11 protein-coding genes are annotated in these 14,716 nt (G+C 33.5%); all 11 read left to right on the top strand.

Going from position 1 to position 14,716, the window contains the following annotated elements; all coding sequences use genetic code 11:
* The first annotated feature begins 11 nt into the window (after positions 1-11).
* A complete protein-coding gene (locus VCM39_RS12085) occupies positions 12-1,124 on the top strand; it encodes a glycosyltransferase (protein WP_289292161.1) in 1,113 nt (370 codons plus the stop codon).
* Between the two features lie 65 nt (positions 1,125-1,189).
* Positions 1,190-2,248, top strand: a complete 1,059-nt coding sequence (locus VCM39_RS12080) for a hypothetical protein (RefSeq protein WP_289292160.1) — start codon at positions 1,190-1,192, stop codon at positions 2,246-2,248.
* A complete protein-coding gene (locus VCM39_RS12075; protein ID WP_321028979.1) occupies positions 2,245-3,726 on the top strand; it encodes a hypothetical protein in 1,482 nt (493 codons plus the stop codon). The genes VCM39_RS12080 and VCM39_RS12075 overlap by 4 nt, the downstream gene beginning before the upstream one ends.
* A complete protein-coding gene (gene wzx, locus VCM39_RS12070) occupies positions 3,716-5,155 on the top strand; it encodes an O-unit flippase-like protein (RefSeq protein ID WP_289292156.1) in 1,440 nt (479 codons plus the stop codon). Before VCM39_RS12075 ends, wzx begins: the two co-directional genes overlap by 11 nt.
* A gap of 712 nt (positions 5,156-5,867) precedes the next feature.
* Complete coding sequence (locus VCM39_RS12065; protein WP_322932602.1) at positions 5,868-6,908, top strand: glycosyltransferase; 1,041 nt, start codon at positions 5,868-5,870, stop codon at positions 6,906-6,908.
* Between the two features lie 2 nt (positions 6,909-6,910).
* A complete protein-coding gene (locus VCM39_RS12060) occupies positions 6,911-9,034 on the top strand; it encodes a bi-domain-containing oxidoreductase (RefSeq protein ID WP_322932603.1) in 2,124 nt (707 codons plus the stop codon).
* A complete protein-coding gene (locus VCM39_RS12055) occupies positions 9,034-10,914 on the top strand; it encodes a heparinase II/III family protein (RefSeq protein ID WP_323673961.1) in 1,881 nt (626 codons plus the stop codon). The genes VCM39_RS12060 and VCM39_RS12055 overlap by 1 nt, the downstream gene beginning before the upstream one ends.
* 1 nt (position 10,915) lies before the next feature.
* Positions 10,916-12,133: a glycosyltransferase family 4 protein gene (locus VCM39_RS12050; RefSeq protein WP_322932605.1), complete on the top strand. Its 1,218-nt coding sequence runs from the start codon at positions 10,916-10,918 to the stop codon at positions 12,131-12,133.
* Positions 12,134-12,156: 23 nt separating this feature from the next.
* Positions 12,157-12,765 carry a sugar transferase gene (locus VCM39_RS12045; protein ID WP_221648947.1) on the top strand — a complete coding sequence of 203 codons (609 nt, stop codon included), beginning with the start codon at positions 12,157-12,159 and terminating at the stop codon, positions 12,763-12,765.
* Between the two features lie 4 nt (positions 12,766-12,769).
* Positions 12,770-13,354 (top strand): acetyltransferase, encoded by a 585-nt coding sequence (locus tag VCM39_RS12040; protein ID WP_221648946.1) that lies wholly within the window; start codon positions 12,770-12,772, stop codon positions 13,352-13,354.
* A gap of 13 nt (positions 13,355-13,367) precedes the next feature.
* Complete coding sequence (locus VCM39_RS12035) at positions 13,368-14,522, top strand: DegT/DnrJ/EryC1/StrS family aminotransferase (protein WP_221648945.1); 1,155 nt, start codon at positions 13,368-13,370, stop codon at positions 14,520-14,522.
* Positions 14,523-14,716 lie beyond the last annotated feature (194 nt).

Genomic DNA, 14,716 nt, shown 5'->3' with positions numbered 1-14,716 from the left:
TTATAATTGTTATGAAGCATGATATTACTTTTTATCCACCAGTAATATCCGTGTGTAAAATCTTATATGATTTAGGTTGCGACATTGTATATATTGGAGCCTGTTCTGATAGTAATATAGAAAAAGAATTGTTGCTATTTAATGTAAAAGTGTATAAGCAACCTCAATATGGTGGAAATGGAGTTAAGAGGTTTTTACAACAATTACAATTTAGAGAAAGAGTAAAAAGAATCATAGAAAAAGAATATTTTTCTGATAATTCTTTACTTTGGTTGGTTCATTTTGAAACAGTTGTTTTATTTTCTTCCTTTTTGAAAAAGTATGATACAGTTGCTCATTTATTGGAATTTAGAGATTCAAGATTAAAATTAGCATATAAACTATTGAATCCGTTTAGAGATTTTATTCATGATTTTTCGTATGCTAAAAAAATTATTTGCTGTGAATATAATAGAGCGTTAATAACAAAATATCTATTCAACTTATCGACATGTCCGATAGTATTACCTAATAAACCATATGAAAACGGAATTTTAGACAATTTCCTAAACCTGCCACAAGATGTATCAACTATTTTATCGAAATATGAAAATAAGAAGATTATTCTTTATCAAGGAGGGTTTCATGAAGAAAGAAAATTAGATGATTTTATGAGAGCAATGGAGCTATTACCGGAAGATTATGTACTGATGTTGATGGGACCTAATAATTCGTATTTTAAATTATTAAAAGGTACATATGAAAATGAACGTATCGTTTTTATGCCATTTCTCCCTCCTCCTTTGCATTTAGAAGTCACTAAGTATGCATATATAGGTATCTTGAGTTATACGCCAATACCTTATGATATAGGGATGATTATAAATGCCCTTTATTGTGCTCCTAATAAATTATATGAGTACGCAAAATTTCAGATCCCAATGATATCTAATAATGTACCGGCACTAAAGGATGCTTTTACAACTTATAAAGCAGGAATTTGCATAGAAGAGCTAACTGTTGAAAATATTTGTAAAGCTGTGAAGGAGATAGGTCATGATTATGAAGGATATGTTGCTGGAACGAGATGTTTATACAATGGGGTGAACTTGGAGGCTATTGTAAAGTCGGCGATATCAATATAATATTCATTGTTTTCATTGATTAAAATATGTTTTACTATTCAGTATTGAATTCACTTAATTAGAATATGATGGTGAAAAAAATACTCATATTTGATACAATATTCCCAATTGGACATAAAGATTTATATCAAAGCTTGATAACATTATTTCCAGAAAATGTTGAGCTCTTAATATTAAATGCTAGTGATTTTTATAATGAATCAAATGAAAATAGTTCTATTCAATATAAAAAGATTATACATTTAAAAGAAAGGAAGAATTTATTGTTAAATCAAATCGTTCTGGCTATTAATACATTAATAGGGATTATCTATTCATACTCATATAAATCAGATATTGTTGTGTTTTTTACTTTTGATACACTAAATATTGCTATAATGAGATTTCTTTTTGGGAAAAAAGAAGTATACTTATTGCATCATAATAACACAGATCATTTACAGAATAAATATAAGAAAAGATTTTTTGATACCTATAAAAATAAGGTGAAACATATCGTTTTTGCAGATTTTATTGGTAAATATTTGGTTGGCATAGGAGTGAATCAAAGTAATGTATATGTGTTAACTCATCCCTTAAATGGTTTTACAGGTAGTGATATAAATAAAAACAATATAAATAAGAAAATATATATAGGATTGGGTTATGCAAATGATGAACTACTTATTTCGCAAATTATAAATTATGAAAATAAATATCATCTTTTATATAAGAATGATATATTGCTGATTATTCGTTCTCGTGTTCAAAAAGCTTACGAATATAAGAATATAAGAATTATAAATGGACATTTACCAAAAGACGAATATGAATCTATTTATGAGAGTTCTCAAGCTGTTTTATTGCTATATTCTGTCAAATACATGAACAGATACTCAGGAGTTATATTGGATGCTTTCAGACATAAGAAAAAAATTATAGGAATTAATATCCCTATAGTAAAATATTTTTCTTGTTTGTATCCTAATAACTGTAGAACGTTTAATTCTGTGGAGGATTTGTTTCTGAAATTGATACAATTTAATAATACTGTTTTTAGTGATGCCGAGTATAATCAATTTCTTACTAATCATAGTGATCAGAAAATTAGAAAAGAAATAATAGAAATTTTTTCATTAAAATGAATTTTTATCAATTACAAGATAAAGATGTTTCTTATATAGGAAGAATATGTTTAACTATATTTTTATGTTTGCTTCATGTCTTTACTGTAAATTTTCCTGCTATAGCTGCATTGATTAGTATTATAGAATTTTCCATTTGTTTGATTTATTTGATAAAAAAGCGAGTGGAAGATTTTTTATTGATTTTGATGTTGTTTAGTATTTCTAGTTTTGATGTTTCTTCTTTTGTTTCTGGTAATTCAGAATTTGTAGCATATTCTATATTTATGTTGCCGCTTGTTAAAGGTTACCCTTTCTTTATCTTGTTGTTAATTCCTCTATTAATGATATATAAAAAGGATAAATTTCGGTGGATAAATAAAATTAAACATCAAAGTAAAAATCTTTTCTTTCTTTTAAAATTTGCAATCTTGATGATACCTATTGGGGGGATTACAGGATTTTTTTCTATCTTGATAAATGATAATGATATTATAAATACAGGTAATATTAGATATTTTTTCTTAGACTTTCTAAAGTTAAGTATTTATAGTCTGCTTGTAATTTATTTCTCATATTGTGTTGTTCAGAAAGATACTTATATACGCTTTAAAAGAATGATGTTTTCCATTTTGGTAGGAGTAATTTTTTCGGCATTTATATCTATAATAATAGGTAAACGCGGATATTATGGAGATGAGGAAATTGTTTTGATGCCTTTAGTTTTTTTCTTTTCGCCGTTAATTATTCTTTTTTTCTTTTATAAGGAATATAGAAAGAGATTGTTGTTATTTATCTGTTCTGTTTTAGCTTTGTGGTTACAATTAACTACTTCCAATGCTTTGGGGGGAAAGTCTTGGTTAGCATTGATATATATAATTTTTTCTATAGTTATTATTTTAAATCAGCGGAAGAAGAAATTAGTTCTATTATCAATATTTGTATTTTTCGTTCCTTTCTTAATAGGATTAGGTAGTTTGTTTGAAACGCAAAAAAATATGGATAAATTATCTTCTACTAAATTGATACAGGCAACAATGTTGATTTCAGTATTTGATCTTGATTGGTATGAGAATATGCCATTGTCTCCTAAATATAGGATTGAAGAGTTTTTTAATATTGCAGCAGAATATATCAAGAAACCTTATTATGCATTGTTGGGTAAAGGTTTTGGAGGAAGTATAAAAGATCATCGAAATACAATGGGATTTTATAATGATGCTGCATTTAGCCCGGATCAATATCAGAATGGGACTTTTATTCTAATGCATGAAGCATTTAATGTTCTTTTTCTTAAATTTGGTCTTTGGGGCCTTTTTTGTTTTTTTTTATGTATAAGAAGAGGGATAAGGTGTTTCTTTCTAACTCCATGGGTAATTATTGGTGTTTTGTGGCTATTTTTATTTTGGGGATATTCTTTTAATTTAGCTTTCTTTGGGATTCCCTCCTTAGTATTGGGATTTTATGAATCAAATAAATTCTGTTTCAATGAAAAATAGAATTAGCATATCTCGCAAAGATATTATTTGGAATTATTTGGGATATGGTTTTTCATTTGGTACTAATATTTTATTGTTGCCGATTGTTCTATATTATTTACCTACGGAAGAATTGGGCTTATGGTATATATTTTTGAGTGTAGGGGCTTTTGTTGCTATGTTTGACTTTGGGTTTTCACCACAAATTGCGAGAGTTATAACTTATTCTTATGCGGGTGCGGATGAAATACAAAAAGTTGGAGTTGTTTCAGCTACATTGGGGGATAGAAAAGATTCTAATATATATCTTTTAAAAAAAGTAATTTGTACGGCTAAGAGTATATATTTAATTATTGCATTATTGGCTTTTATACTTCTTTCGACAGGAGGTACTTATTACATCTATACCGTATCTGACAGACATTTGTCAGCGTACATTCTATATGCTTGGGGTGTTTTTGTAATAGCTAGTTTTATAAATATATTATACTTGTATTATACGGCTATTTTTAGAGGAATTGGAAACTTTGTCGATTTAAATAAAGCTCTTGCTTTATCAAAATTGATTCAGATAATCGCATCTGTTACTCTTTTAGTGTTATGTAGAAATATAATGGCTGTTACTATTGCTTATTTGCTTAGTGGAATTATGTTTCGTTTCTATTTGTCGCATGCTTTTCGGAAAAAAACGGAAGTGGGTAAAGAATATTATAAATCTAAAAATAATTTTACTATTAATGAAAGGTATGAGAATTTTAAGCTTATTTGGAGTAATGCAAGAAAAGATGGGTTAGTAATGATCTCCAGGTATTTTGTTACACAATCAAATACTGTACTATGTTCTCTCTATTTGGGATTAACAGAGACGGCAGGGTATGCCCTTTCTGTACAGATACTGACAATCGTTTCATCCATTTCATCTATTTATTATACAACACAACAACCTTTATTGAACGCAGCAAGTGTTGAAAAGAATCATTCTCTGAAGTATAATATATTTTCGAAATCGTGGGTTATTTTTATTGTGATGTATGTACTATTTATATTGGTAATGATTACTATTGGTATTCCTTTGGTTAATCTAATTAAGCACGATACTCTTTTGAATATAAATATGTTTTTATTTCTGGCTATATATATGTTTTTGGAAGCTAATCAATCCTTGTTTACTTCATATATATCTACATCTAATTATATTCCTTATTCTAATGCTTATTGTGTGTCTGCATTATTGGCTACTATTTTAGCTATATTACTGATTACTCTTACTAGCTGGGGAGTTATGAGTCTTATTCTTGCTCATTTTATTGTTCAATTATCATATAATAATTGGAGATGGCCGCAATTTGTTTTACGCGAATTTAATGTAAGTTTGTTTACTCTATTTAAGGATGGAATAGCTAAGCTTATATCTCAATTGAAGACATTATCTTTTAGAATATTTTTATAGCTATATAATATTTATCTTTAAATTATTTTATAGATAATCTTGTGTTTTCAATGGTTAAATTCCCCATTTTGGACTAATATATAATGTTTTAGATTATACAATATGAGTACAAAAATTTCCCAATTTAATAATTCTGACTTATTGAGATTGGTTGCCGCACTCCAAGTGGTATATGGTATACAGCTGAGTCTCTTGAGATTGATTTATTTTATTTTCGGGAAATAATAAAGTATTTCCCTGGTGTTACTGTTTTATTTACAATTAGTGGGGCTTTTGATATATGGTTCGCTTAATAGAAACGCAAATTTGAAGCAATATTTCAAGAATAGATTTCTTAGAATATATCCTGCGTTGTGGGTCTGTATAACTGTTACAGTGGTATTACTTTTTGTGTTTAACACTATAAATACAAGTAGTTTGCTTAATAAACAATTTTGTATGGGTTATAGGACAATTAATTATATTTCAATTCCAATGGTTAAGTTGATAAATGTATCTGTATTACCTTATTTGTATTGTCTATTTTTTTTTGAGTTTGAAAATAAATAAAATTTGTAGGAATACCTATACTTGTCTTTTAATATTTTGAAAATCTCAAAGAATGATTGAACGCAATATAAAAAATACAGGATATAATATTTGTTGATTTCTATTAAATACATAGTGAAACTTGAGTCATGGTTTTCTTAGCGATTTATTAAATATAAGTAATATGCGTATAGAACTTTGGGGAACCTATCCTCCTCCCATTGGAGGGGTCTCCATTCATATTTATAGATTAATTCATTATTTACATGAAAAGGATGATTCCATTATTCTTAGAAACTTTGGAAAGACTTTACCTCCATTTACCTATATAAAGCCTTTAAATAATTTCTGGGTTGAATTTGTTAAATTATTGTTTGGAGCCAGAAGAGTAATCCATTTACATTCTAATAATGTATTGGCGTTCTTCTTATTTATTTTGTTTGGTTTTAGACATAAGGTTGGGGTTACTATCCATAATAAAAACTTAATAAAAGAGACTTCTTTTGTTAAAAAGAAAGTAATAAAAAGGTTTCTACGAAGTTCTGCTTTTATTATTTTAAATGATCAAGATTATAAGGATAAATTGATTGAATCATTTCAATGTGAGTCAAAACATATTTTTATATTGCCTGCCTTTTTCCCTCCTATGAAAATGGAATATAAAGGTTTGAGTGCTGATATACATAATTTCAGAAATAATCATGCTTTTGTATTGTCTGCAAATGCCTATAAATTACGTTTGGAGAATAATATTGATGTATATGGATTGGATTTACTAATAAGGCTTGTTAAAGAGTTGAAAGATGAGAAAGTCGATGTAGGTTTAATTTTCTGTTTACCAGCTATTGGTGATGTAGAATATTATAATAGATGTTTATCTAAAATTGTAGATTGGGGTTTAGAAAATAATATTTTAATAGTACAAAAAGAGTTGTCTAATGGTTTTGAAGTTTGGAAATTGTCAGATTTGTTTATTCGACCTACTTCTACTGATATAGAGGGTATATCAGTGAAAGAAGCTCTATTTTGCGGTACATTGGCAATAGCAAGTGATGTTTGTGTTAGACCTAAAGAAGCTATTTTATTTGGAAATAGAAATTTTGAAGATTTGAAACGGAAAGTTTGGGATTGTTATATGAATCGAAATATTTTAGTAAAGGATAAGATTTATATTAGTGATAATACAGTGGACGAAATTTTAAATGTTTATAAATCAGTAATGTAATAATGAAACAAATCATTCAAGATATGAAATCCGGGCAAACTATGCTCGAAGAAGTTCCGTCACCACAAGTGAAGTCAGGCAGTGTATTAATTAAGACTTCAAGATCTTTGGTATCTTTAGGTACTGAACGAATGCTTGTAGAGTTTGGTAAAGCCAATCTGATAGAGAAAGCTCGTCAACAACCAGACAAAGTAAAGCAAGTGTTAGATAAAATAAAAACGGATGGTTTGCAACCTACTTTGGAAGCCGTGTTTAATAAACTTGGGCAACCTTTACCTTTAGGTTACTGCAATGTAGGTACAGTTGTGGCTATTGGAAAAGGGGTTACAGAGTTAAAGGTTGGAGATAGGGTAGCCTCTAATGGACAACATGCCGAATTTGTTTGTGTTCCTAAGAATTTGGTGGCAAAAGTCCCTGATAATGTATCGGATGAAGAAGCTGCATTTACAGTGATAGGTTCGATAGGGTTACAAGGTATCCGATTGTTAAATCCGCAATTAGGAGAAACGGTAGTTGTAACAGGATTGGGACTGATTGGACTGATAGCTGCACAATTATTGAAAGCAAATGGTTGTAAGGTTATCGGAATAGATTTTGATGAAGAGAAAATACAACTGGCACGGGCAAAGGGGATTGTTGCTATAAATCCGGCTAAGGGAACAGATCCTGTAAAATTTGTAATGGAAGAGACCGATCAGATAGGTGCAGATGCTGTTCTGATAACTGCTTCTGCCAAAACGAATGATGTCATTCATCAGGCCGCTGAGATGTCTCGTAAGAGAGGACGTATAGTACTTGTCGGGGTGATAGGTCTCGATATACGCAGAGATGATTTTTATAAGAAAGAGCTCACTTTTCAGGTGTCATGTTCATATGGTCCCGGACGTTATGATGAGAATTATGAAAATAAGGGAATTGATTATCCGTTGCCTTTTGTGAGATGGACGGAGAAGAGAAATTTTGATACGATATTGCAAGCTATCTCAATGGGTAATTTGGACGTAAAGTCGTTGATTACAGAAGAGGTAGAATTGAAAGATTATAATTTGATTTATGGTGATATGCGTAAGCATGGCTCCATTGCTTCTATTATTAAATATCCGGAAGATACGGTAGCAGATTCTGTTATTGATGTGAACTCTTCTACTTTTTCGGCTTCTGCCGGTCAGATAGGGATAATAGGGGCAGGTAACTTTACTTCTGCAACAATGATTCCTGCTTTGATGAAAGCCAAAGCGAGGATAAGATACATTGCCAGCGCTCAAGGGCTATCTGCTAAAATATTGGCAAAGAAATCAGGTGCTTTGAAAGCAACTTCTGATTATAAAGAGATTTTGTCAGATAAGGAGGTAGATTTAGTAATGATTACAACCCGGCACAACTTGCATGCTTCTATGGTATTGGAGTCATTGCAAGCCGGCAAAAGTGTTTTTGTTGAGAAACCTTTGTGTTTGACAGATCAGGAGTTGCAGGAAATTACGAATGCTTATAAAAAGATTAGTGGAAAGGGTATTACATTAACTGTTGGGTTTAATCGTCGCTTTTCTCCTTTTGCTCGGAAAATGAAACAGTTATCTGGACAAGGAGTCAAAAATATAATAGCTACTATGAATGCTGGTTTTATTCCATCAGATGTGTGGGTGCATGATTTGGAAGTAGGAGGGGGGCGTATTATTGGAGAGGCTTGCCACTTTATTGATTTGTGTTCGTACCTGGTTGATAGTAAAGTTGTATCTGTTTGTATGAATTCAATGGGGGTAACTCCTGCTGAAAATACGGATAATGTAAGTATTATATTGAGATATGAGAACGGATCAAATGCCGTGATAAACTATTTTGCCAATGGTAGTAAAGCATATTCGAAAGAAAGAATAGAAGTGTACTCACAAGAAAAAACACTGGTTTTGGATAACTGGAGAGAGTTAAGAGGATATGGGTTTAAGGGGTTCAGTAAAATGAAAAGCACGATGGATAAAGGACACGCTGCTCAGTTTGCTTTGCTGAATGAAAGAATCATTAAAGGTGGAGAGGAACTGATTAGTTTCGATTCTATTCTTAATACTACTAAAGCTTCGTTTGCTTGTATCGAAAGTTTGAAGCAGAATAGCTGGATAGAGGTCAAGTGATGAATCGACTCAATCTCTACTCCCAGATATTGAAAAATATGGGAGGAAGATATTTTTTATTTCGTGCCTCTTATGAAATGCAACATAAATCGGGTTTATTACGGTTTAGATATCCGGTGAACTATACGTTGCAGAAGTTTTTTTCATTGGAGGAATGGAAAGAGAAAGCACTACCGTTCTTCTTTGATTCGTCAAAAGAGGTCTCATTCAGTAGAGTGCATACAGATAATTTGGCTTCTGATTTCCATCGGGTTGTAAAAGGGGAGTGCTGTTTTTTTTCATCTGCATGGTATGATTTGGGTACTGATTATGATTGGGTGACTAATCCTGATACAAATTATAAATATGACGTATCCAAGCATTGGACAGAGGTGGAAGACATTGTACAAGAAGCCGGAGATATCAAGTATGTATGGGAGAAGTCAAGATTCTCATATCTCTATACGGTGATAAGATATGACCACTCAACCGGCGAAGATCATAGTCAGTTCGTATTTGATCAGATACAGGACTGGATTGATAAAAATCCTCTGAATTGCGGACCGAATTATAAGTGTAGTCAAGAGATTTCGTTAAGGGTTCTCAATTGGATTTTTGCTCTGTATTATTACAAATCATCTCCTCTTTTAACAGAAAGTTGTTTTCAGAAGATCATAAATTCCATATACTGGCAGATAAAGCACGTCTATGGTAATATTAATTTCTCAAGAATAGCAGTTCGTAATAATCATGCTATAACAGAGACATTAACATTATATATTGTAGGTTTACTTTTTCCCTGGTTTCCGGATGCGAAGTTATGGAAAGTAAAGGGAAAAAAGTGGTTCGAAAAGGAGATCGAATATCAGATAGCAGAAGATGGAACGTACCTTCAGTTTAGCATGAATTATCACAGGGTGGTGATTCAATTACTGACATGGGGCATTGCTCTTGCTCAAAGGAATGGAGAATGTTTTAGCGAACATGTCTATCAGCGCGCTTATCAATCTGTCAATTTTCTATATCAGTGCCAGGAATTATCAAATGGATATTTACCTAATTATGGTTCGAATGATGGAGCTCTGTTTTTTAAATTAAATGATTCGGATTATAGAGATTACCGTCCTCAGCTTGATGCACTTCATTACCTGCTTACCGGTGAAAATCTTTATGATGATGTATATGAGGATAGAGGTTGGTATGCAAATAATCGGAATTGTATACATGCTGAATTTGCTCCTCTCAAGCAGAAGATAGGATGTATCTCTTTTGATGTAGGAGGGTACTATTTGATACGTGAACAGGATACATTGACTTTTATTCGTTGCGGTAAATATAAGGATCGTCCGGCACATGCAGATAATTTGCATATGGATGTTTGGTATAAAGGAGAAAATATATTGATGGATGGAGGTAGTTATAAGTATAATACGGATGCTTCGGATATCAATTACTTTATGGGGACCCAATCTCACAACACAATCATGTTGGGCAATAATAACCAAATGTTGAAAGGGGCAAGATTTATGTGGTTTTATTGGTCGCAAGCTTTAAAGGCCTCTATACAGGAGTTGGATGATTCTTATTGTTTTTCGGGAGTAGTAAGTTGTTTCAGGCAATTAGGACACGATATAGCTCATTCAAGAAAGATTATAAAGAAGAAAAATGCTCCGGAATGGATGGTTGAGGATATTGTTTTGAATAAACCTCAAGGGAGCAAAATACGCCAACTGTGGCATACCCAGTCTTCAAGAATAGACTTTAAATCTGTAAGTCATAATTACATTTCGTCCAAGGGTATGTACTCTGAATATTATGGACAAAAAAAAGAGAATAAAGAAATCGAATTTATAAGTGATTCAGAATCTAAATCTATAACAACAATTATTCAAGTGATTTAAAATGAAAGTTCTTTATTTTCATCAACATTTTACGGTTCCTACTCAGGCTGGAGGTACACGATCTTATGAATTGGCAAAACGGCTCGTTGAACGTGGACATTCGGTTTGCATGGTATGTGGTGAAACTGCAAAGTTGGACTTACCGCACACTCAAATGAAAAATGTACACAGAGGGATGGTAGATGGAATTGACGTGATACAAATAGCTTTGCCCTATTCGAATAAGGATGGGATAGCTAAAAGAGCATTAACGTTTATAAAGTTTGGCTGGAAAGGAGTACAAATCGCATTAAAAGAAGAGTACGATTTATTGTTTGCCACTTCAACGCCATTGACGGCTGGTATTCCGGGAATTGTGATGAAACTGTTCCGAAAGAAGAAATTTATATTCGAGGTACGCGATTTATGGCCGGAACTTCCTAAAGCATTGGGGATGAAGAATCCGCTACTTTTATGGGGAATGAGTGTTCTGGAATGGTTAAGTTATCATTATTCGGATGCTTGTGTGGGACTTTCACCGGGGATTTGTGAAGGTATTCGAAAGCGTAGTCAATCAGGAAAACGCATAGCTATGATACCCAACGGGTGTGATTTGGATATATTTAAACCCGCTCCAAGGGAGCTTTTGAAACTAAAGGGTATAAAACCAACAGACAAAGTTGCTGTATTTACAGGAGCACATGGAATTGCTAATGGGTTGGATGCGATATTGGATGCTGCAAATGAATTAAAAAATAGAGGCAGAAATGATATTGTATTGGCGTTTATCGGGGATGGAAAAATGAAACCTCATCTACAGGAACGGGTGGAAAGAGAAAAACTGGATAATTGTCGGTTTTATGCCCCGATACCTAAGAAAGAATTAAATGCAATTGTTGCATCGGCAGATGTGGGGTTAATGGTATTGGCGAATGTTCCTGCATTTTACTATGGAACTTCACCTAATAAGTTTTTTGATTATATCTCATCGGGATTAGCTGTTTTGAATAATTATCCCGGTTGGTTGGCCGATATGATTGAAGAAAATGAATTGGGAGTAGTGGTACCACCGAATAATGCAAAAGCTTTTGCGGATGGTTTGATTAAGCTGGTAGATGATGATAATTATAGAATGAATGCCGGACAAAACGCAAGGAGGTTTGCAGAAGCTAATTTTTCAAGAATAAAACTGGCTGATGATTTTGTATCGTTTCTTGAAGAAATTTCTTCGACAGATTAATTTTTTAATTCTGGCTATAATATATGTATCGTTCTTTTTTGAAACGTTTAATTGACTTTAGTCTTGTTTTTTGTGCTTTGGTGATTTGTTGTCCTGTACTTTTCATTATTGCTCTTTGGTTACATTTTGCTAATAAAGGTGCGGGCGTTTTCTTCTTGCAAAATCGTCCCGGCAGAGATGGTAAAATCTTCAAAGTTATAAAATTCAAAACCATGACGGATGAGCGTGATTCAAAAGGTTGTCTTTTACCTGATGAACAGCGTCTGACAAAAGTTGGTAAGTTTGTCCGTTCTACTTCTATTGATGAACTACCCCAATTAATAAATGTGCTAAAAGGTGATATGGCTTTGATAGGGCCTCGTCCTTTATTACCTCAATATTTACCTTTATACAATAAAGAGCAAGCTCGGCGTCACGAAGTTCGTCCGGGTATAACAGGCTGGGCTCAAGTGAATGGTCGTAATGCTATCTCGTGGACGAAGAAGTTTGAACTGGATGTGTGGTATGTGGATCATTGTTCTTTTCTGTTGGATTTGAGGATTTTCCTCTTGACTATCAGGAAAGTTTTTGTTCGTGAAGGAATCAGTTCTGATACTTCTGTTACAATGGAACCTTTTACTGGAAATAATTAAACGAATGTATTTATATGGTGCAAGTGGTCATGCCAAAGTGATCATTGATATTTTAAAAGCTAATCATGAATCGATTGAAGCTTTGTTTGACGATGATGAGTCGCTTACTCATCTTCTTGACTATCCCGTACTACGTCCGTCGGAAGTCCGAGGACCGTTGATAATCAGTATCGGAAACAACAGGATACGTTCTAATATAGCGAAGATGTTGTCAGTAGAGTTCGGCCGGGCTATTCATCCGCTTTCTATTGTTTCACAAGTCGCAAACATTCATTTAGGTAGCGTTGTAATGCCGGGTGCCATTATTCAATCTTGTGTCAGTATTGGGAAGCATTGTATCATTAATACTGGTGCATCGGTTGATCATGATTGCGTAATAAGTGATTATGTACACATCGCTCCACACTCTACACTTTGTGGCAATGTATATGTGGGCGAAGGTACGTTGATTGGTGCCGGATCTACAATAGCTCCGGGTGTGAAAATTGGTAGTTGGAGTGTAATAGGCGCTGGCTCTGTTGTAACCAAAGATATTCCGGATCATGTATTGGCGGTGGGTAATCGCTGTAAGATAATAAAGAACTTATAAATATAGAAATAAAATGAACAAGAGAATCTGGCTTTCGCTTGCTCACATGGGTGGCCGTGAGCAAGACTTTATAAAAGAGGCTTTTGATACGAACTGGGTTGTTCCTTTGGGACCTAACGTAGACGCCTTTGAAGAATCGCTAAGGCGATTCTTAGTTGACAATGGACAATTGACAATTGACAGTGATAGAAGGGTTGTAGCATTGAGTGCCGGTACGGCTGCACTTCATTTAGGATTAATACTTCTTGGTGTAAAACCGGGAGATGAAGTGATTTGCCAAAGTTTCACTTTTGCTGCTTCTGCCAATCCCATTTCTTATCTGGAAGCAAAACCTGTGTTTGTGGATAGTGAGACGGATACCTGGAATATGGATCCCGTATTATTGGAGGAGGCTATCAAAGACCGTTTGAGAAAAACAGGAAAACTTCCGAAAGCAATTCTTCCCGTGCATCTGTATGGTATGCCTGCCAAGATGGATGAGATTATGGAGATAGCCGGACGTTATGACATCCCCGTGTTGGAAGATGCTGCTGAAGCCTTAGGTTCGGAATTGAACGGGCGGAAATGTGGTACGTTTGGAGAATTGGCTGCACTTTCTTTCAATGGCAATAAGATGATCACTACTTCGGGTGGTGGTGCTTTGGTGTGTAAAACGGAAGAGGAAGCTAAACTTACAAAGTTTTATGCTACACAGGCTCGTGATGCAGCTCCGCATTATCAGCATACACATATTGGTTATAACTATCGTATGAGCAATATTTGTGCGGGTATTGGCCGTGGACAGATGTTTGTGCTGGAGGAACATGTGGCACGCAGACGGGCGATTCATGCTTTGTATACAGAGCTCTTTAAGAATATAGATGGGATAACTGTTATGGAAAACCCAGACAATAATTTCAATTCTAACTTTTGGCTGACTTGTATCCTGGTTGATCCTTCGATAGCAGGTAAAACCCGTGAGGATATTCGTCTGAAGCTGGATACAGAGAATATAGAGACCCGTCCGTTGTGGAAGCCGATGCATCTGCAACCGGTATTTAAGGATGCTCCTTTTTATGGAAACGGTACGAGTGAGCATTTGTTTGATATCGGTTTGTGTCTGCCTTCGGGACCTACGTTGACCGATGATGATATCAGAAGGGTAGTAGAAGTGATTGTAGGGATGTAGTAACTCCATTCTACATTATAAAAATAAAGTAATCTCCCGGTAGATCTGTAAAAAGAATCTGCCGGGAGATTTTTTTATTATTTGCAAAAATTAATATAGTCTTTTTTATACTCTATTGCTGTTGTATTTCTTATGTGATCGGCATTATATATAGAATTATTGCGTGTTCGGACACGAAACTCGTTGTCTATTTT

This window comes from Bacteroides mucinivorans (assembly GCF_034654355.2).
Classification (GTDB): domain Bacteria; phylum Bacteroidota; class Bacteroidia; order Bacteroidales; family Bacteroidaceae; genus Bacteroides; species Bacteroides nordii.
Note: the sequence above shows the minus strand (reverse complement) of the source record. Positions and strands in the feature narration are given on the sequence as shown.

Bases quoted from the DNA above. Each gene is read 5' to 3' on its own strand.
- VCM39_RS12085 (WP_289292161.1), top strand. From the start codon at position 12: ATGAAGCATGATATTACTTTTTATCCACCAGTAATATCCGTGTGTAAA.
- VCM39_RS12080 (WP_289292160.1), top strand. From the start codon at position 1,190: ATGATGGTGAAAAAAATACTCATATTTGATACAATATTCCCAATTGGA.
- VCM39_RS12075 (WP_321028979.1), top strand. From the start codon at position 2,245: ATGAATTTTTATCAATTACAAGATAAAGATGTTTCTTATATAGGAAGA.
- wzx (WP_289292156.1), top strand. From the start codon at position 3,716: ATGAAAAATAGAATTAGCATATCTCGCAAAGATATTATTTGGAATTAT.
- VCM39_RS12065 (WP_322932602.1), top strand. From the start codon at position 5,868: ATGCGTATAGAACTTTGGGGAACCTATCCTCCTCCCATTGGAGGGGTC.
- VCM39_RS12060 (WP_322932603.1), top strand. From the start codon at position 6,911: ATGAAACAAATCATTCAAGATATGAAATCCGGGCAAACTATGCTCGAA.
- VCM39_RS12055 (WP_323673961.1), top strand. From the start codon at position 9,034: ATGAATCGACTCAATCTCTACTCCCAGATATTGAAAAATATGGGAGGA.
- VCM39_RS12050 (WP_322932605.1), top strand. From the start codon at position 10,916: ATGAAAGTTCTTTATTTTCATCAACATTTTACGGTTCCTACTCAGGCT.
- VCM39_RS12045 (WP_221648947.1), top strand. From the start codon at position 12,157: ATGTATCGTTCTTTTTTGAAACGTTTAATTGACTTTAGTCTTGTTTTT.
- VCM39_RS12040 (WP_221648946.1), top strand. From the start codon at position 12,770: ATGTATTTATATGGTGCAAGTGGTCATGCCAAAGTGATCATTGATATT.
- VCM39_RS12035 (WP_221648945.1), top strand. From the start codon at position 13,368: ATGAACAAGAGAATCTGGCTTTCGCTTGCTCACATGGGTGGCCGTGAG.